Raw genomic sequence first — 18,331 nt, 5'->3', positions numbered from 1 at the left:
TAAAAAATGCCATACACCCTTGGCTGTACGGCGTTAAGCTGACCGAAATCAGCGCGCGAAACGCCCCGGCGCAGGCATTCAGGTAGTAACGGAACATACGGTTAAAACGCGGCGAATAACGGTCCGTTAACTGTGGCCAACTGGCGAGCGATCGTGCCAGGCCATCAAGGTTTTATCGTAATCGGCCCCAAAATTGTGCCAATCCTCCATCACCAGATAAGGTTCACTGCATGCGGCAATGTGGCGCACGGAGGGCAAGCAGCTGTTGGGAAAGATATATTTGTTAATCCAGGGGTCAACCTGCGAATCGGTTTTATTTGCCCCAATGGTATGCAGCAGAAACAACCCGTCGGGTTTGAGATTTTTGCTGACGACGCGAAAGTACGTATCGTAATTTTTCGGTCCAACGTGCTCAAACATGCCGACAGACACGATGCGATCGAAATGTCGGTTAAGGTCGCGATAATCCTGCAATTCAATGGTGACGTTGAGATCGCTACAGCGCGCCTGAGCCAGTTTTTGCTGCTCACGCGAGATGGTCACTCCGTAGACCGATACGCCATAATGGCGTGCCGCATAGGCGGCCAGACCGCCCCAGCCGCAGCCAATATCCAACAGTGTCATGCCTGGCTGAAGCTGAAGTTTTTCGCAAATCATGCGCAGTTTGGCCTGTTGCGCCTGTTCTAGGGTAGTGGCCTCTTTCCAGTAGCCGCAGGAGTATTGCATATGCGTGTCGAGCATCAGGCTAAACAGATCGTTGTCCAAATCGTAATGCTCCTCGCCGACGATCCAGGCTCGCTTGCGGGATTGCAGGTTAATCAAGCGCGCGGCGACAATGTGCAAAATGTCTTTAAGATGATGGGGGGCCTTTTTCTCAAGCCCTGCGCGTAGAATACGCCGAAAAAAACAGTCTAAACGATCGCACTCCCACCAACCGTCCATATAGCTTTCCCCGAGCCCCAGGGAGCCTTCACGCAGAACGCGCTTGTAGAAATCAGGGTTACGTACCCGGATATCAAACGGGCGTGAGCCATTGATTTTGATATCGGCGATAGCCAATAACGCGTGTACGATCCGGAACCAGGACGTGTTATGTTCTGCCAGTTCCTCTACATATGATGAACTCATAACTTCTCCCAACCTTGCCAGACAGCGCCGCAAGGAACAGCATAGACAGTCTCTCATCAACCCGAATGCTGCGGTTTGCGCGCTGCGTGTTCGAATCACGGGCAGGTTACCCATTGTTCAAATAGTAAGCGGTTGCATTCGTTCGCAGTCGTTTATGCTTGCCCGTTGCACAGCGGCAGCGGGCATAACATCCATAGTCTACTCTCTGGATACCCAGAGGGAATGAAGTGTCAACGCCGGTACGTGATAACACGTAGGGGAACATATCCTGATACGCAGTGCTGCGCTCGTTATTATAAGGATAAGTGTAGGGATATTGTCCGAATGAAAAACAGTGTATGACTGCTTCAATCAGAGGACAAGTCAAAATTGATTGATGCAGCCATAAAGAATTTACAAATCAAGGTACTATAAGAAAATCGTCTTAAACATCAACGGCGGTAGTCGCGGAAAGGGCCGTCACCCACTGAACGACGTTCGATAAGCGTTGGGTGAACTTCAATCATCTGCGCATCTTCTCGCTTACTGGTGATGCGATCGAGCAGCATGGTAAAAGCCGATTGGCCCAAACGCTCTTTTGGCTGGTGGATCGTGGTTAAGGCTGGCGTGAAATAACGTGCATGGCGAATATTGTCGTAGCCAATCACGGAAATATCTTGCGGTACGCGTAGTCCGAGCTCATCCGCCGCGCAGATGGCGCCCATGGCCATGATGTCACCGCCGCAGAAAATAGCGGTCGGGCGCTGTTTCTGCGCCAAAATCTGGTGCATGGCTTTGTAACCCGATTCCGGCTCGAAATCGCCCTGAACAATCCACTCATCGCGAACGGTGATATCCGCTTCCTGCAAGGCTTTGAGAAAACCCAGATAACGCCCGCTGCCCGTGTTGCGTTCCTGAATACCGGGAATGGCACCGATGTCGCGGTGGCCGCGTTCAATCAGGTAACACCCAGCCAGATATCCCCCTTCAAAGGCGTTATCAATGATGGTGTCAGTGAAATCGCTGTGTGCCTGACCCCAATCCATCACCACCATGGGAATGCTGCGGTAATCGGCCAACATGCTCAGCAGTTCAGGCGGATATTCCGCACACATTACCAACAGACCATCGACCCGTTTTTGCGCCAGCATGGAAAGATAGGCCCGCTGTTTTTCCAGGTTATTATGCGAGTTACACAGAATCAGGGTGTAGCCTTTTGCATAACAACTGTTTTCAACCGCTTCGATAATTTCCGCAAAGTAGGGTGCTTCGCTCGAGGTAGCGAGCAGCCCGATGGATTTGGTGTGGTTTACCTTTAAGCTACGAGCCACTGCGCTCGGGGAGTAGTGTAATTCCTTGATGGCTTCCCGCACGGCCGTTTTGGTTTCTTCGGCGACGAAACGTGTTTTGTTGATGACGTGAGAGACGGTTGTTGTTGAAACGCCAGCACGCTTTGCCACATCTTTGATCGTTGCCATCTAAACATGACTCCTGAACCTACTTGTTACGGCAGTATATAGTTTGTTAATCGTTTGCTTTTGCGTAATGTTCTCTTTCCGATGGTATAAACAGGATATCAGAAGGAGACTGCCGAAATACTTTGTACCTAAAGGGGACGCGTTGATCCCATCGAAGATGACATGTTCGGACACCGACGCAGCGCACGGTAAACTGCTAATTCTGGCTGATTTGCCGCGAAAGTGAAAGGGATAATTGATTTAATTAGTGCAGCCGGGATCGGAGATTTTCCCTATAAAATGTGTAACAATGCTTTTTTAGCGCCATTGTGCTGCGGGTAGTTGTGTGCAGGAAAGAACGGGGCATCCAGTGCGGCGGCAATTTTCACGCGTTTCTGTGTTTCAAGGAGATAGAATGAATACTGATTTGAAAATGTCATTACTGACCACGGTTGGAGCGTTAGTCATGATCATGGTATTTAGCTTTGTTGCCGTGTTGAACTGATCGCGATTAAAATAAAGACCAGGCTGCATAGGCATAACCTGGTCTTTATTATCGCTAACGCGTCTCGATGTGGCGATTAACGAATCGTTTGTGGTGTCACCACGCGACGTGCACCAATGTAGTGTTCCTGCCAGTAGTCTTCACTCAACTTACTGATCTTGATATCGGCACCGGTTCGCGGTGACTGAATAAACTTGCCATTGTCGAGATAAACCCCGACATGATCGGCGGTGCCGCGACCATTGATGCGAAAGAACACCAGATCGCCAATCTCCAGTTCACCCTTATTGATGGGCGCAGCATCGCGCAGGTGATACATTTCATTGGCGGTGCGTGGGATAGGAATCTTCACCACATCTTTATAGGCATAATAGACCAGACCGCTACAGTCGAAACCGGTGTAGGGCGAGTTACCACCCCATTGATAAGGTTTACCGATCTGACTCATCAGCTTGTTCATCGCCGTCATTTTTGCATGCTGATAACGGCGCTTATGCGCTTCACTGAGCACCAACTCTTTGCCCGCTTTCTTGGCACCCGGTTTTATCGTCGCTGTTTTCTTCTCAGTGGCATCAGCGCCTTTTTTGAGCCCCTTTACCAGTTTTGCGGGGGTTGCGCTATGGTAGCGCGATGACGTGGTTTTTGACGCAGTGCCCTTGGTCTCAACGTCGGCAGAGATCTTTTTATTGGCGGTCGTTTTAGTGGGTTTGGTGTTTTGCGCTATTTTAGTTTTTTTCTCAACGGTCTTTTTTTCAACGATCTTTTTTTCAGGCTGCGCTTTGGCTTTTTCCTGCGTCGCCTTTTTCTTCGGTGGTTCTGGTGGGGGTTGTGGTTTTTTAGCGGTTTTGGTGGTCTGGTTTTTTTTCAGGTGTTTGTCATCCGTGCTGGCGCTGGCTTTCTTCTCCGCATTGGTGTGCGAAGCTGCCTGGGCAACATTAACAAACAGATGGCTGAAGAAAACAAAGATCAGAGTAATAAATATGCGCATGATAAAAGAGACCGAATACAATCCTTAACTCGCTCAATTCGAAAAGTATTCACGAAAACGGCATGAGAAAAAAGCAGGAAATCACCTTTTCGCTTAACAGAATCATTAGAAAGCGTTAATAATTGTTTTCCCGCTGTAAATATCATCATTTATTGCGGCATATTTCACCGAGGGTGACTGAGGGGGAACAGCGACAGGAAAAACCCTACAAAAAATGGCGTTTTTTTGTCATGACTGCTCTCGCTACAATGAAGCAACGGTATATGTGCTTTGCAATCGCTTGGATAACAAAGCACATACACGACAATGGTGCGATAATACCTCGTTACATAATGATGCCGTGCGATCCCTTCGACAGGAAGAGGGTACCGTGATGGCTCGCAGAAACACCGTTTGAGGAAGCAAAAAGCATGACGACGACAACGATTGAAAAAATTCAGCGCCAGATTACAGAAAACCCGATTCTGTTATACATGAAAGGTTCCCCGAAGTTGCCGAGCTGCGGTTTCTCTGCCCAAGCCGTGCAAGCGCTGTCGGCGTGCGGTGAACGCTTCGCCTATGTGGACATTTTACAAAACCCGGATATTCGTGCCGAGCTGCCAAAATACGCTAATTGGCCGACCTTTCCTCAACTGTGGGTTGACGGTGAACTGGTTGGCGGATGCGATATTGTCATTGAAATGTATCAACGTGGCGAATTACAGCAACTGATTCAAAGAAACCGCAGACAAATACCGTGAGCCGCAGGACGGAGACAGCGCACAGTAAATCGAGCCTCTTGGTGGGCATACCGCCGGTATTTGAGGTAAAAGAGGGGACCCAGCACCGTGGTCCCCTTTTATTTGGGAATAAAACCTGTTTATGGTCGTACTCGGGGTACTTAGTCCGTTTGGTCTTCCTGGGGCAATGGCCAACCGCCCAGCCGCTTCCAACGATTAACCAGTTCGCAAAATAGCGCCGTGGTTTGTTGTGTATCATAAAGCGCTGAGTGTGCCTGCGCGGAGTCGAAGGCGATGCCAGCGGTCATGCAGGCCTTCGCCAATACGGTTTGTCCCAGCACCAATCCACTCAGCGCGGCAGTGTCAAAGGTGGCAAAGGGGTGGAACGGGTTGCGCTTCAGCCCGCAGCGTTCCGCTGCCGCCATCAGAAAGCCGTGATCAAAATTGGCGTTGTGGGCGACAATAATCCCGCGATTACAGCCCCTGTCTTTAATACCTTTACGCACCATTTTGAATATTTCATGTAGGGCTTCGTATTCAGAGACGGCACCGCGCAACGGATTGTGGGGATCAATGCCGGTAAATGCCAGCGCAGCGGGATCAAGCAGCGCGCCTTCGAATGGCGCGACGTGAAAATGCAACGTCTCATCAGGCTGTAACCAACCGTCTTCATCCATTTTCATCGTGATGGCGGCAATTTCCAGCAGTGCGTCAGTTTTCGCGTTGAATCCTGCGGTTTCAATATCAATAACAACCGGGTAAAACCCGCGGAAACGGCCACTCAGTGCGTTCAGGTTATTTTTATCAGCCATGTTCTCTTTAATCATTTACTAAATGCAGCGCGCATTATGGCAAATTCCCACCACCAATGCAGTAAACCTGATGCCTTGAGCACCCTGAAGGGGAGAAGTGCGCAATGGAATGAGCACCACGTAAGAGAGAAGGGGAGGGAGAAAGCCAAAAAAAGCGGCGGGCAGATACCGCCTCAGAGCATCGCCTGACAATCACTTGCCGAGCCCGTTTCCGGATTGCGCTTTTTCAATCAGCTCAATCTTGTAACCATCGGGATCTTCGATAAAGGCAATAATTGTGGTGCCGCCCTTAACCGGGCCAGCTTCACGCGTCACTTTTTCGCCTGCTTGACGAATTCGCTCGCAGGTTGCGGCAACGTCTTCAACCGCCAGCGCAATGTGCCCGAAAGCATTACCCAAATCGTATTTATCAACGCCCCAGTTGTACGTCAGTTCAATGACGGCCCCTTCGCTCTCTTCGGTATAACCCACGAAAGCGAGCGTGTATTTGTATTCGGTATTTTCACTGGTTCGCAGCAAACGCATCCCCAGTACCTTGGTGTAAAAATCGATTGAGCGTTGTAAATCCCCAACACGCAACATGGTATGAAGTAAGCGCATAATATCCTCGATTGACTACTGTGGTTGACCGCCATCACAAAGGCGACAGCGCAAAGGCTCGTTACAAAGTATACCGTTGTAACGGGATTGAGTCCAAGCCCTTGATGTAGAAGGTACACTCAGAGTGCTGCAGTGGACAAAAATCACATTTATACCATAACTTTGCGGTATATTAATGACAGGCCAAATAAATAGTGTCGCTAGAGAAATCTTCGGCGCTACAATATATAATACTGAGTATCGTTTACAACCTGCGCCGCTCTACACCTAAAGCTTGCCATTGTCGCCCTGTAACGCTTCAATGAACGTGATGGGTAGCGGAGGTGCAGTGCCTGAACAACTTGAGCTTTTTGCTGTTCCCAATCCTTGTCGTGGCGTGTGCCAAACGGATGCGCGCGGTTATTGTCTGGGTTGCTTCCGTAGTCGCAGTAAGCGTTTCTTCTGGGGGCAGATGAGCGATACGCAAAAACAGGACGTGCTGAGGCTTTGCCGGCAGCGCGAGAAACGGATGGTACGTTCGGAAAAGGCTACACTGAATAGCGAGTGGCAGCAGCCTTCGTTATTCAACGATGAGTAGTGCGGCTACGGCCCTAATAACTGATGTTGCATAATGCAGAGAGAACAACTCTTTTGCACCGTTAGGCGTTGAGATAATTTCCTCAAAGTGTATATATTTGGTATAACAGCAATGTGGCTACCGCCATTATGGATAAATTATTAAGCAAGGCGCCTTTTTCATTTTTTTAAAATCAGAGTTGATTGCAATCCAGGGATATAACTTAGTACGCTAATAATAAGGAGATGTTATGGAATTGCCGTTGGGTTCTGATTTGGCCAGATTGGTTCGCGTGTGGCGATCATTAATTGATTTTCGCCTGAAACCGCTGGAATTAACACAGACGCATTGGGTTACGCTGCATAATATATACCAACTGCCTCCGGGGCAGTCGCAGATTCAATTGGCAAAAGCCATTGGCATCGAGCAGCCATCACTGGTAAGAATCTTGGATCAGTTGGAAGAGAAAGGGCTGATTACTCGAAGTATTTGTGCGCACGATCGGCGTGCAAAACGCATCGCGTTGACCGATGCGGCAGAGCTGATCATCCAGGCGGTGGATGATGTGATAAGCCAAACGCGTGGTGAGATCTTGCTGGGTATTTCGGTACAGGAAGTCAGTGCACTGACTGGCCTTGATTGCGCGCCTAGAGAAAAATATTCTCGCATTACATGAGAGCCATGAAAGCCATCATTGATGTATCACCAGACACAATAATGCGTAGGTAGAATAAATGTCCATCAAGCCGAATTGAATAATGCACTGTATTCAAACATGACATCACGCCACGATCCTTTACCTGATCCCTATTTCTGGTGAATTATTGATGCCGTGTGGATGTTTTTTTACTGAAAAAAGCGGGTGAGGTTTTAGCCTAGGCAGGTGATATACCTTTTGACATTTTTTTTAAATGATGTGCTATTTTTCGTTAAAAACGTGTTGTACCCGACGTGTTTTGTGTTAATGCAATTATTTGTTCAGCATGCCTGTACGATTGAGGCTGCATTGTGTCCGAATGAACTTTTAATGTGAAGTGACATTATTGATCTAAGAAATAATGCAGGTTATCACCACCGTGCCGGTGGTGATAACAGAAAATAGAGGCGTGTTTATCGTGGTGCTACAGTCACGTTTTGGCCGTTGCTGGACATGGCAACACGTTTGCCCACGCTGAAACGGGTATCGCCCTGGCGTTGCACAACCATGATGGTGGTACCATCATCACGACGGATTTCCAACTCGACGCCTTGAACGCGGTTCATCGCACCTTGTGCACTTTGCCCCGCTACACCACCCGCCACCGCGCCTGCTGCGGTTGCCAGTGAACGACCCGTGCCACCACCGATGGTGTTACCCAGGAACCCACCCAGTACTGCGCCACCAATTGCGCCCATGGCGCCATTCTCATCGCCAGCCTGAATCTGTACAGGTCGTAATGAAACGATGGTGCCATAAGTTACAGTACGAACCTGTTTGGCTTCAGAGGCGCGATAAACGTCACCGTAAAGCGAACTGGTGTTGGCGCAGCCCGCCAATGTCATACCGGCTAAAGTAATCACAAGTAAACGCTTCATCATATATAAGACTCCTGTAATCGCAATGTGTCAGCTTTCCGTTACTGAAGGCTAACGTGGTAATGCTTATCAAACGGTCACTGCGAAACGCTAAATTGGCCGTTGCGCACAACTCACCCTAATATAATAGGATTATACCCGTCATACTTCGCGTTGCAGGTGTGTTGGCTGCGCTCACTCACCCGAATCACTTACCTGAGTAAGCTCATCGGGATTGATGAACCTCATCCCTGAGGTTCACCCTTCGGGCTAGCGCAAGCGCTGTGCAAATTTGTTTCAGACAACTTTGTCTCTCACTTGCCGCCTTCCTGCAACGCGAATTATTTAGGATATATATTGATAATGAAAAATGGCTAAAGTTCCTTGCTGCTACTATTCTCTTTCATCCTATTGGCGCATATGCTCATTTTATAGCAAAAAACGGCCTTTTTTTCCTCAAAATAAACGCGCATTCAAAGAATAGGATGTCGAATCCGCCGTAGAATTAAGAATACCTGAGCCGTTCGCCCGCTAGCCATGTTATTTTGTAAACAAGTGCAGCTTAGTTTATGGGGATTTTGTGTGCGTGTACAGTACGGGATGGGAAATACACCGTTATGAAATCAGGCAGATACATCGGAGTGATGTCGGGCACCAGTCTGGACGGTGTCGATGTGGTTCTTGCAGCGATTGATGAGCACACGGTCGCGCAGCAGGCGAGCTATTGTCATCCAATGTCGTTGGCATTGAAGCAAGCGATTCTGGACGTATGTCAGGGGCAGGCAGTAACGCTGTCAACGTTAGGTCAGTTGGATACACGCCTCGGCAAGCTGTTTGCCGAAGCAGTGCTAATACTGTTGAAACAGACTGAACTCGATGCCAGCGATATCGTGGCGATCGGCTGCCATGGACAAACGGTGTGGCACGAACCGGTCGGTGACGCGCCTTGTACGCTGCAAATCGGCGATAACAACCAGATTGCAGCGTTGACTGGCATCACTACGGTGGGCGATTTTCGCCGACGTGACATCGCGCTTGGCGGGCAGGGTGCGCCGCTGGTGCCGGGTTTTCACTATGTGTTGCTGATGCACTCGGATGAACGTCGCGTAGTGCTCAATATTGGGGGGATTGCCAACATATCCCTGCTGTCGCCTGACTGTCCGGTACGTGGCTATGATACCGGGCCAGGAAACATGTTGCTGGATGCCTGGATCTGGCGTCGTCAAGGGCAACCCTATGATAAAGACGCGCAGTGGGCGGCAACCGGACAGGTTAACGTCTCCTTGCTACGCCGCATGCTGGCCGATCCCTATTTCGCTTTACCTGCCCCTAAAAGCACCGGGCGCGAATACTTTAATCTGGGCTGGCTGGAAAAGCAGCTTGCCGGTTATGGCACCCTTGCGCCTCAGGATGTGCAGGCCACACTGGCGGAGCTAACCGCCGTCAGCATTGCCGACCAGGTGCTGTTAACGGGAGGCTGTGAACGTGTGCTGGTGTGCGGCGGCGGGGCGCGCAATCCCCTGTTGATGGCGCGTCTGTCCGCATTGATGCCTGGCATTGAGGTCAATACCACCGATGAATGTGGCGTGAACAGCGACGATATGGAGGCGCTGGCTTTTGCCTGGCTCGCTGCGCGCACCTTGTCGGGATTGCCCGGTAATCTGCCGTCAGTGACCGGTGCCAACAAAGCGACGATATTGGGGGCGATTTTTCCCGTTCTGAACGACTAATCAGATTTTGCTGAGAGGTCGTTGTAAAACCCGTTGTTACACTGTTTTTTTCCGTGACTCGACAGGCTGTGTCGTGGTCATGTGGAGATAACTTTCAGACTGGTAACAACGGGAACGTAACAATGAAAATACTGCTATCGGGCCGCGCTGGCGTGCTGTTAGGGCTTATGATTCTGTCCGGCTGTAGCGGTTTTAACCGGCAGACACCGGTAAAAACGCTGCATTATCAGTGTGGCACCCTGCCGCTCACCGTGACGCTGAAACAGGATATCCAGCCTGCGGAAGTGCATTTCCTGCTGGATGGCGAGCGCCTGCAACTTCCGCAGGTGGTTTCTGCCTCAGGTACCAAATACAGCAATAACCGGTATACCTTCTGGAGCAAGGGGGAGCGCGCCTTTATCGAGCGTAGCGGACACATCATTGCGGATGATTGCCTCCTACAGAATGCGCCTTGACGCAACGTGTTACATTGAGATTTTCCCGCTGTGGGCGCAGAATGGAATGATGATTTTCGTCCCGGCACACCACAGGATGTTATGACACAGGACAACACTTCACTTCCCTCCGCCGCATTTCCGACTAAAGATGAAATTGCGGACGTAAGACGCGAATATACCCGTGGCGGTTTACGCCGCAATGAATTGACCGCCAATCCACTTGATTTGTTTGATAAGTGGCTCAAGCAGGCATGCGATGCGCGCCTGTCCGATCCTACCGCGATGTGCGTTGCTACCGTCGATGAGCAGGGCCAACCATACCAGCGCATCGTGTTGCTCAAACACGTCGATGAGCAAGGTATGGTGTTTTACACCAATCTGGGCAGTCGCAAGGCACAGCATCTGGCGCTAAATTCGCGTATCAGTTTACTGTTTCCCTGGCACAGCCTGGATCGCCAGGTGATTGTGACGGGGCATGCTGAACGGTTATCCACCATCGAGGTGTTGAAATATTTCCACTGCCGGCCGAAAGAGAGCCAGATAGGCGCTTGGGTTTCACAACAATCGAGTCGCATATCGGCCCGTGGCGTGCTGGAAAGCAAGTTTTTAGAACTGAAACAAAAATTCATGAAAGGCGAGGTGCCGTTACCGAGTTTTTGGGGCGGATACCGTGTGGTCATTGATACTGTTGAATTTTGGCAGGGCGGGGCGCACCGCCTGCATGACCGCTTTCTCTACCAGCGCGACGGTGATAACTGGCAAATCGATCGTCTTGCACCCTAAGTGCTGCGAATTGTAGCAATTATCCCCTTTAAATACTGGCGCTCCCCTCAGGGGCGCTTTATTCCATGACGTTACGTTATTTCCCTTGGAATACGGTTTTTTAAACATCGTTTATTTTACGAAAATGGAGCTATTGATGGCGAGTGGTAACCTGATTCAACAATTGCAAGAGCGGGGCCTGGTTGCTCAGGTAACGGACGAAAACGCGTTAGCAGAGCAGCTGGCACAGGGGCCAATTGCACTGTATTGCGGTTTCGATCCGACCGCTGACAGCTTGCATTTGGGGCATCTGGTGCCGCTGTTGTGCCTGCGTCGCTTCCAGCTTGCGGGACACAAGCCCGTGGCATTGGTCGGTGGGGCCACGGGCCTTATCGGCGATCCGAGCTTCAAAGCCACAGAGCGTAAACTCAATACCAGCGAAACCGTGGGCGAGTGGGTTGAGAAGATTCGCGATCAGGTGTCGCCGTTCCTGGATTTTGATTGCGGCTACAATAGCGCTGTCATGGCGAACAACTATGACTGGTTCGGCGGCATGAACGTGCTGACTTTCCTGCGCGATATCGGTAAGCACTTCTCTGTTAATCAGATGATTAACCGCGAAGCGGTGAAACAGCGTTTGAACCGTGATGATGTGGGTATCTCTTTTACCGAGTTTTCTTACAACCTGTTGCAAGGCTATGATTTCGCGGCGTTGAACGAAAAATATGGCGTTGCGTTGCAGATCGGCGGCTCTGACCAATGGGGTAATATTACCTCCGGGATCGATCTGACCCGTCGCTTGCACCAGAATACGGTGTTCGGCCTGACCGTTCCGTTGATCACCAAATCAGACGGCACCAAATTTGGTAAAACTGAAGGCGGCGCAGTCTGGTTGGATGCCAAGAAAACCAGCCCGTACAAATTCTACCAATTCTGGATCAATACTGCCGATGCGGATGTTTATCGCTTCCTGAAGTTCTTTACCTTCCTCAGCATTGAAGAGATTACGGCGTTAGAAGAAGAGGACAAAAACAGCGGTAAGGCGCCGCGCGCCCAGTATGTGCTGGCAGAAAACGTCACGCGAATGGTGCACGGCGAAGTGGGTCTGCAAGCGGCGCTGCGCATTACTCAGAGCCTGTTCTCAGGTGCACTGAATGCGCTGACAGAGAATGACTTTGCCCAGTTGGCACAGGATGGCATGCCGGTTATTGAACTGGGACGTGATGCTGACTTGCAGCAGGCGTTGGTAACGGCTGAGCTGGTCCCTTCTCGTGGTCAGGCGTGTACCATGATCGCCTCAAATGCGGTGACCATTAACGGCGAAAAACAGTCTAATCCTGAATATGCCTTCGCGGACAGCGATCGTCTGTTTGACCGCTATACGCTGCTACGCCGTGGTAAAAAGCACTACTGCCTGATTTGTTGGACGGCATAAGAAAACAGCATGCACAAGGGAGCGAAGGCTCCCTTTATTCTTGGTAATACTCCGAGGTCAGTGATAAGCAAGGTCAGGTTGTTGATAAATGAAAAACATTCTTTCTATTCAGTCCCATGTGGTTTTTGGACATGCAGGGAACAGTGCCGCAGAGTTTCCGATGCGGCGTATGGGCTCAAACGTTTGGCCGCTCAATACGGTGCAATTCTCCAATCATACGCAGTATGGGCAGTGGACCGGCAGTGTGATGGACGCCAGTCATTTGACCGACATTGTGCAGGGGATTGCCAATATTGACAGACTGGCGCGCTGCGATGCGGTGTTGAGTGGCTATATCGGTTCCTCCGAGCAGGGCGCCAGTATTCTGGATATCGTCCGTCAGGTTAAAGCGGCGAATCCGCAGTCGATCTATTTTTGCGATCCGGTGATGAGCACGCCCGAGAAAAGGTTGTTTTGTGGCACCCAGTGTTTCGGGTTTCCACTGTAATCAGTCGCTGCTGGCAGCCGATGTGATTGTGCCGAACCTGCGGGAACTGGAACTTCTGGCTGGTGTGACGGTGCACAATGTGGATGAGGCCGTTGCCGCAGCGCGTCAGCTCTGTGAACGCGGACCGAAAATCGTGTTAGTTAAACACCTCAGCCGCGCAGCACGCCGTGCTGACAGTTTTGAAATGTTGCTGGTTACTCCTACTGACGCCTGGCATATCCGCCGTCCGCTGGTGGAATTCGAACGTCAGCCTGTTGGTGTAGGTTATTTGACCAGCGGCCTGTTACTGGTGAACCTGCTCAAAGGAGTTGCGTTAGATAAGGCGCTGGAGCACACCACGGCAGCGGTATATGAAGTAATGCTAGTGACCAAGGAGATGGACGAGTACGAACTGCAATTGGTGGCGGCACAAGATGGCATTGCCAACCCACGTCATCATTTTCAGGCGGAACGCCTCGGTTAATGGCGCGTTAGGCGGCACCCTTGGGTGCCGCACTCTCTCTTACCCTTTCAATCGCTCAACCTTCAATGCCGTCAATACTGCCGGGCGTTCTGCAATATGGTCGAGATAAGCAGCCAGTGCCGGATGATAGCGGAACATATCGAGCTTTAACGACTGCGCCCACCGCATCACGGTAAACAGATAGGCATCCGCGACGGAAAAACGATTTCCCACCAAATAGTTTTGTTCACTGAGCACGATGTTGATATAGCGGAAACGAACCTGAAGGTATTCCTGTAGCAGTTCCTTGTAGGTTTCTGGTGTGCCTGGGCGAAAAATGGGGGTAAACGTTTTGTGCAGTTCGGCGGAAATATAGTTGAACCACTCAACACAGTGATAACGCGCCATGGTGCCTATCGGTGCAATCAGGTTGGATTCGGGCACTTTATCTGCAATGTACTGCGCGATGGCGACGCCTTCCGTGAGCACTGTACCATCATCCAATTGAAGTACCGGCACCATCCCTTTCGGGTTGATAGCCGTAAGATCCTTACCGCCAGACGTTTTTTTCTTTTTAATATCGACACTTTCTAACGTGAAATCTTGACCGGCCTCGCGTAAAACAATGTGGGGAAAAAGAGAACAACTTCCTGCTGTATAATACAACTTCATGAACAGCTCCTTCTTATCATTAGATTAGGACATGGAGAGCGGAAGACCCTTTCCACAAAGTGATGCGCCAGACCGTGGTGTGTTTCAAACGCCCCAACCACCCTCTATCGTGCCCGAAATCAATTCAACAAGGTGTACGATCAGTCGCAATTAGATTGTGATATAAAAAATTCATATTACTGACAATAAGTAAACGATGTTTTTACGCACTTGTACTCGCTTTTGCCTGAATGTGTCAGAAACGCCCGATTTATAACGATGATTGCAGTGATAGCTGAATACCCCCTTGTTACTAAAACGTTATTTTTTGTTTGTGTTATCTTTAAACAAGACCGTATGAAGCAGCGGGATATCTCTCTTCTGTGACATGGCGGTGTAATAATATCGATAACCTGTCAAGCCATTGAGAGGCAGCATGTCACAGGCGCTACACAACGCCTATCTGGATAGGCTCAATGTCCGGCAACAGACTTATCACTACTACAGCCTGTCACAGGCTGAAAAATCGTTAGGCTCATTAAAAAAATTACCGAAGTCTCTGGCTGTGCTGCTGGAGAACTTGTTGCGTTATCTCGATGGCGAGACGGTGCAACAGGCGGATCTCGACGCGGTATCTGCGTGGTTGGAACACGGCCATTCGGATCGCGAAATTGCATACCGTCCTGCACGCGTGCTGATGCAGGATTTTACCGGCGTACCTGCCGTGGTGGATTTGGCGGCAATGCGCAATGCAGTGCACCGTCTGGGAAGAGAGGTTAACAGTGTGAATCCGCTTTCACCCGTCGATCTGGTGATAGATCATTCGGTGACGGTTGACCATTTTGGCAATCCGCAGGCGCTGGTAGAAAACACGCGGCTTGAGATGACGCGTAACCATGAGCGTTACCAGTTTTTACGCTGGGGGCAAAAGGCGTTTCGTCATTTCCGTGTGGTGCCACCGGGCACTGGAATTTGCCATCAAGTCAATCTGGAGTATTTGGCTAACGCCGTGTGGTGTGAAACCGTAGAGGACAAAACCATCGCCTATCCTGACACGCTGGTTGGTACTGATTCACATACCACCATGATCAACGGGTTAGGTGTACTGGGGTGGGGCGTTGGTAGTATTGAAGCCGAAGCCGCCATGTTAGGGCAACCGGTTTCGATGTTGTTGCCGGATGTGGTGGGTTTCAAACTCAGCGGAAAGCTGGGGGAGGGGATCACGGCAACCGACCTGGTGCTTACCGTTACGCAAATGCTGCGTAAGCACGGTGTTGTCGGAAAATTTGTTGAATTTTACGGCGATGGACTGGATAACCTGGCCCTGGCGGACCGGGCAACCATTGCCAACATGGCACCCGAATATGGTGCCACCTGCGGCTTTTTCTCACTCTGGCCTATTTGCGCTTAACCAACCGCAGCGACGAACAGATAGCGCTGGTAGAAGCTTACAGCAAAGCGCAGGGGCTGTGGCGGCATCCGGGGGATGAACCCCGTTTTACCAGCCAACTGGTGTTGGATATGGGGACGGTGGAAACCAGTCTGGCGGGTCCAAAGCGCCCACAGGATCGCGTCGCGTTGGCACAGGTGCTCGCCGCGTTTACCTCCAGCCGCGAACTGGATATTAGCAGTGGAAAAGCGGGGGCCGACGCAGTTGACGTGACAGGGTTGGATGAAACCTTCTCGCTACGGCAGGGCGCTGTCGTGATTGCAGCGATCACCTCGTGCACCAATATCTCCAATCCCAGCGTGTTGATGGCTGCGGGGTTGTTGGCAAAGCACGCGGTAGAGCGCGGTCTGCGGCGTAAACCTTGGGTGAAGACCTCGCTGGCACCCGGTTCTAAAGTGGTTCCGGATTATTTCGCCAAAGCAGGCTTAATGCCTTATCTCGATGCTCTGGGTTTTCAACTGGTAGGGTATGGCTGTACCACCTGTATTGGTAACTCAGGGCCATTGCCGGAACCAATAGAGCAGGCGATTAAAGCCGCCGACTTGACTGTTGGTGCCGTTCTCTCGGGCAACCGTAACTTTGAGGGTCGCATCCACCCGCTGGTGAAAACCAATTGGCTGGCCTCGCCGCCGTTGGTGGTCGCTTATGCATTGGCGGGCAATATGACGCTCGATTTGACCCGCGATCCGCTGGGCGTAGGGCACAACGGTGAACCGGTGTTCTTGAAAGATATTTGGCCCTCGGCGAAGGAAGTTTCCGACGCGGTGCAGCATGTCCGCGTTGACCTGTTTCATAAAGAGTACGCTGCTGTTTTTGAAGGTACGCCCGAGTGGCAGGCGATAGACGTAGGGGATAATCCCACCTACGAATGGCCGCAGGATTCTACCTATATTCGTGAAACCCCGTTTTTTACCACCATGGGCAAAGACCCCGATCCGATACAGGATATTCACGGGGCGCGAATTCTTGCTCTGCTGGGGGATTCGGTTACCACTGACCATATTTCTCCTGCGGGCAGCATCAAAAAAGAGAGCCCGGCGGGCCGTTACCTGCTCGATCGCGGGGTCAGCGTGGAAGATTTTAACTCCTATGGTTCACGTCGGGGTAACCATGAGGTGATGATGCGCGGCACGTTCGCCAATGTACGCATCCGCAATGAGATGGTGCCGGGCACGGAAGGGTGCTACACGCGGCATATCCCCTCACAAAACGTTATGGCCATTTACGATGCGGCTATGCGCTATCAGGATGAACAGGTAGCGTTGGCGTTGATTGCTGGAAAAGAGTACGGCTCGGGTTCCAGCCGCGACTGGGCGGCAAAAGGGCCGCGGTTGCTCGGGGTCAGAGTGGTGATAGCGGAGTCGTTTGAGCGTATCCACCGCTCGAACTTGATTTGCATGGGGATCTTACCGCTGGAGTTTGCCCCCGGCGTGACGCGTAAAACCCTAGGGCTGGCGGGTGAAGAGAGTATCTCGATAGCGGGCCTGCAAGCCTTGACGCCGGGTGCTACGGTGGACGTCACCCTCACGGATAGTCAGGGACACGCGCAGGTTATTCAAACTCGATGCCGTATCGATACCCGTAATGAGCTGACCTATTATCAGCACGGCGGTATTTTGCACTACGTCATTCGCAAGATGTTGTGATGGGTAGTAGGCGGAAATATCGGGGCCCGAAGGCCCCGATAGCAACGTCAGCGTGTTGTTGATAGCGGCAAGTCGCTATAGACACACATTAACGCGTAGGGAGATCCAACATATGGCCCATTTTGGCCGCTTTGGTTGCTAGATAGCGCTCATTTTTAGGGTTGCGTCCCACGACTAACGGCACTCGTTCAACAATGTTGATGCCTGCATCATTGAGGATTTTTACTTTTTGCGGATTGTTGGTCAGCAAACGTACTTCATTCACGCCCAACAGCTTGAACATATCCGCACATAGCGTGAAATCGCGCTCATCAGCTGCAAACCCGAGTTGATGATTTGCTTCGACGGTATCGGCCCCCAGGTCTTGTAACGCATAGGCACGAATCTTGTTCAACAAGCCGATATTACGCCCTTCTTGTCGGTGATAGAGCAGCACACCACGCCCCTCTTCAGCAATATGGCCCAATGCGGCTTCCAGTTGGAATCCGCAATCGCAGCGCAAGCTGAACAATGCATCACCGGTTAAACATTCGGAATGGACACGTGCTAGAACAGGCGCTGGACCGGAGATATCACCGAAAACCAGCGCGAGGTGATCGTGTCCTGTGGCTAACTCTTCGAATCCTACCATGAGGAAATCGCCCCAGGGGGTGGGTAATTTTGCTTCGGCCACCCGTTTAAGCTGCATTTTACATCTCCAACACAAAAGATTGCGCACATCCTACTGCCGGATAACGCAATTAACCAGTAAAAACGCCATTGCGCAATAAAACCAAACGCAAACCGTGCAGGTGCTCTGCATGTATTCATCAGGTTTGTACCACAGCACGATACTTGTACAGCAGCACAGGTACTGATATAACGATGGAGTAGTTTACGTTCCATTGACGAAGGCGGGGAGATTTCGTGATAAATTTATGAAAAATTTGCGATTTACACCCACTCTTTAACCGTGTTTTTCTGCGTTTGTGAGTGAAAGATGAAACAGGGGAA

The 18,331-nt window shown here is 50.8% G+C and carries 13 protein-coding genes and 5 pseudogenes; 10 read left to right on the top strand and 8 right to left on the bottom strand.

The window, feature by feature from the left end; all coding sequences use genetic code 11:
* Positions 1-52 precede the first annotated feature (52 nt).
* A pseudogene (gene cfa, locus CS369_RS12335) lies at positions 53-1,128 on the bottom strand (cyclopropane fatty acyl phospholipid synthase); the annotation flags it as partial.
* A gap of 431 nt (positions 1,129-1,559) precedes the next feature.
* On the bottom strand, positions 1,560-2,585 hold the full coding sequence (gene purR, locus CS369_RS12330) for an HTH-type transcriptional repressor PurR (RefSeq protein WP_196907317.1): 1,026 nt from the start codon (positions 2,583-2,585) through the stop codon (positions 1,560-1,562).
* Positions 2,586-2,979: 394 nt separating this feature from the next.
* Between purR and CS369_RS12325 the strand changes: the two genes are divergently transcribed.
* Positions 2,980-3,069: a YnhF family membrane protein gene (locus CS369_RS12325; protein ID WP_196907316.1), complete on the top strand. Its 90-nt coding sequence runs from the start codon at positions 2,980-2,982 to the stop codon at positions 3,067-3,069.
* A gap of 76 nt (positions 3,070-3,145) precedes the next feature.
* On the opposite strand, the gene CS369_RS12320 is transcribed toward CS369_RS12325, so the two are convergent.
* Positions 3,146-4,057: a C40 family peptidase gene (locus CS369_RS12320; RefSeq protein WP_196907315.1), complete on the bottom strand. Its 912-nt coding sequence runs from the start codon at positions 4,055-4,057 to the stop codon at positions 3,146-3,148.
* Positions 4,058-4,467: 410 nt separating this feature from the next.
* Here CS369_RS12320 and CS369_RS12315 point away from each other — a divergent pair.
* Positions 4,468-4,825: pseudogene (locus CS369_RS12315) on the top strand (Grx4 family monothiol glutaredoxin).
* Positions 4,826-4,937: 112 nt separating this feature from the next.
* Here CS369_RS12315 and rnt read toward each other — a convergent pair.
* Positions 4,938-5,588 carry a ribonuclease T gene (gene rnt / locus CS369_RS12310; protein ID WP_196907314.1) on the bottom strand — a complete coding sequence of 217 codons (651 nt, stop codon included), beginning with the start codon at positions 5,586-5,588 and terminating at the stop codon, positions 4,938-4,940.
* Positions 5,589-5,780: 192 nt separating this feature from the next.
* The gene (gloA, locus tag CS369_RS12305; RefSeq protein WP_196907313.1) at positions 5,781-6,188 is read right to left on the bottom strand and encodes a lactoylglutathione lyase; all 408 of its coding nucleotides are present in this window, start codon (positions 6,186-6,188) and stop codon (positions 5,781-5,783) included.
* 328 nt (positions 6,189-6,516) lie between these two features.
* Between gloA and CS369_RS12300 the strand changes: the two genes are divergently transcribed.
* Complete coding sequence (locus tag CS369_RS12300) at positions 6,517-6,765, top strand: DUF1289 domain-containing protein (RefSeq protein ID WP_196907312.1); 249 nt, start codon at positions 6,517-6,519, stop codon at positions 6,763-6,765.
* Between the two features lie 229 nt (positions 6,766-6,994).
* A pseudogene (gene slyA, locus CS369_RS12295) lies at positions 6,995-7,442 on the top strand (transcriptional regulator SlyA).
* 412 nt (positions 7,443-7,854) lie between these two features.
* On the opposite strand, the gene CS369_RS12290 reads toward slyA, so the two are convergent.
* The gene (locus CS369_RS12290; protein WP_196907311.1) at positions 7,855-8,322 is read right to left on the bottom strand and encodes a glycine zipper 2TM domain-containing protein; all 468 of its coding nucleotides are present in this window, start codon (positions 8,320-8,322) and stop codon (positions 7,855-7,857) included.
* A gap of 593 nt (positions 8,323-8,915) precedes the next feature.
* Between CS369_RS12290 and anmK the strand changes: the two genes are divergently transcribed.
* The 5 genes and pseudogenes from anmK (at position 8,916) to pdxY (ending at position 13,612) form a co-directional block, all read left to right on the top strand.
* Entirely contained in the window at positions 8,916-10,028 is a 1,113-nt protein-coding gene (gene anmK, locus CS369_RS12285) for an anhydro-N-acetylmuramic acid kinase (protein WP_196907310.1), read from the top strand.
* 122 nt (positions 10,029-10,150) lie between these two features.
* Complete coding sequence (locus CS369_RS12280; protein WP_196907309.1) at positions 10,151-10,483, top strand: MliC family protein; 333 nt, start codon at positions 10,151-10,153, stop codon at positions 10,481-10,483.
* Between the two features lie 81 nt (positions 10,484-10,564).
* Positions 10,565-11,248, top strand: a complete 684-nt coding sequence (gene pdxH / locus CS369_RS12275; RefSeq protein WP_196907308.1) for a pyridoxamine 5'-phosphate oxidase — start codon at positions 10,565-10,567, stop codon at positions 11,246-11,248.
* A gap of 136 nt (positions 11,249-11,384) precedes the next feature.
* Positions 11,385-12,662, top strand: a complete 1,278-nt coding sequence (gene tyrS / locus CS369_RS12270) for a tyrosine--tRNA ligase (protein WP_196907307.1) — start codon at positions 11,385-11,387, stop codon at positions 12,660-12,662.
* Between the two features lie 88 nt (positions 12,663-12,750).
* Positions 12,751-13,612, top strand: a pseudogene (gene pdxY / locus CS369_RS12265) (pyridoxal kinase PdxY).
* Positions 13,613-13,651: 39 nt separating this feature from the next.
* Here the strand turns inward: pdxY and gstA are convergent.
* A complete protein-coding gene (gene gstA, locus CS369_RS12260) occupies positions 13,652-14,263 on the bottom strand; it encodes a glutathione transferase GstA (RefSeq protein WP_196907306.1) in 612 nt (203 codons plus the stop codon).
* A 415-nt stretch (positions 14,264-14,678) separates the two neighbouring features.
* On the opposite strand from gstA, the pseudogene acnA reads away from it, so the two are divergent.
* Positions 14,679-17,338: pseudogene (acnA, locus tag CS369_RS12255) on the top strand (aconitate hydratase AcnA).
* Positions 17,339-17,426: 88 nt separating this feature from the next.
* Here the strand turns inward: acnA and ribA are convergent.
* Complete coding sequence (gene ribA, locus CS369_RS12250) at positions 17,427-18,026, bottom strand: GTP cyclohydrolase II (protein WP_196907305.1); 600 nt, start codon at positions 18,024-18,026, stop codon at positions 17,427-17,429.
* Between the last annotated feature and the right edge of the window lie 305 nt (positions 18,027-18,331).

This window comes from Candidatus Symbiopectobacterium sp. 'North America', from assembly GCF_015762685.1.
Classification (GTDB): domain Bacteria; phylum Pseudomonadota; class Gammaproteobacteria; order Enterobacterales; family Enterobacteriaceae; genus Symbiopectobacterium.
This window is presented reverse-complemented; position numbering and strand designations above follow the sequence as displayed.

Bases quoted from the DNA above. Each gene is read 5' to 3' on its own strand.
- purR (WP_196907317.1), bottom strand. From the start codon at position 2,585: ATGGCAACGATCAAAGATGTGGCAAAGCGTGCTGGCGTTTCAACAACA.
- CS369_RS12325 (WP_196907316.1), top strand. From the start codon at position 2,980: ATGAATACTGATTTGAAAATGTCATTACTGACCACGGTTGGAGCGTTA.
- CS369_RS12320 (WP_196907315.1), bottom strand. From the start codon at position 4,057: ATGCGCATATTTATTACTCTGATCTTTGTTTTCTTCAGCCATCTGTTT.
- rnt (WP_196907314.1), bottom strand. From the start codon at position 5,588: ATGGCTGATAAAAATAACCTGAACGCACTGAGTGGCCGTTTCCGCGGG.
- gloA (WP_196907313.1), bottom strand. From the start codon at position 6,188: ATGCGCTTACTTCATACCATGTTGCGTGTTGGGGATTTACAACGCTCA.
- CS369_RS12290 (WP_196907311.1), bottom strand. From the start codon at position 8,322: ATGATGAAGCGTTTACTTGTGATTACTTTAGCCGGTATGACATTGGCG.
- anmK (WP_196907310.1), top strand. From the start codon at position 8,916: ATGAAATCAGGCAGATACATCGGAGTGATGTCGGGCACCAGTCTGGAC.
- CS369_RS12280 (WP_196907309.1), top strand. From the start codon at position 10,151: ATGAAAATACTGCTATCGGGCCGCGCTGGCGTGCTGTTAGGGCTTATG.
- pdxH (WP_196907308.1), top strand. From the start codon at position 10,565: ATGACACAGGACAACACTTCACTTCCCTCCGCCGCATTTCCGACTAAA.
- tyrS (WP_196907307.1), top strand. From the start codon at position 11,385: ATGGCGAGTGGTAACCTGATTCAACAATTGCAAGAGCGGGGCCTGGTT.
- gstA (WP_196907306.1), bottom strand. From the start codon at position 14,263: ATGAAGTTGTATTATACAGCAGGAAGTTGTTCTCTTTTTCCCCACATT.
- ribA (WP_196907305.1), bottom strand. From the start codon at position 18,026: ATGCAGCTTAAACGGGTGGCCGAAGCAAAATTACCCACCCCCTGGGGC.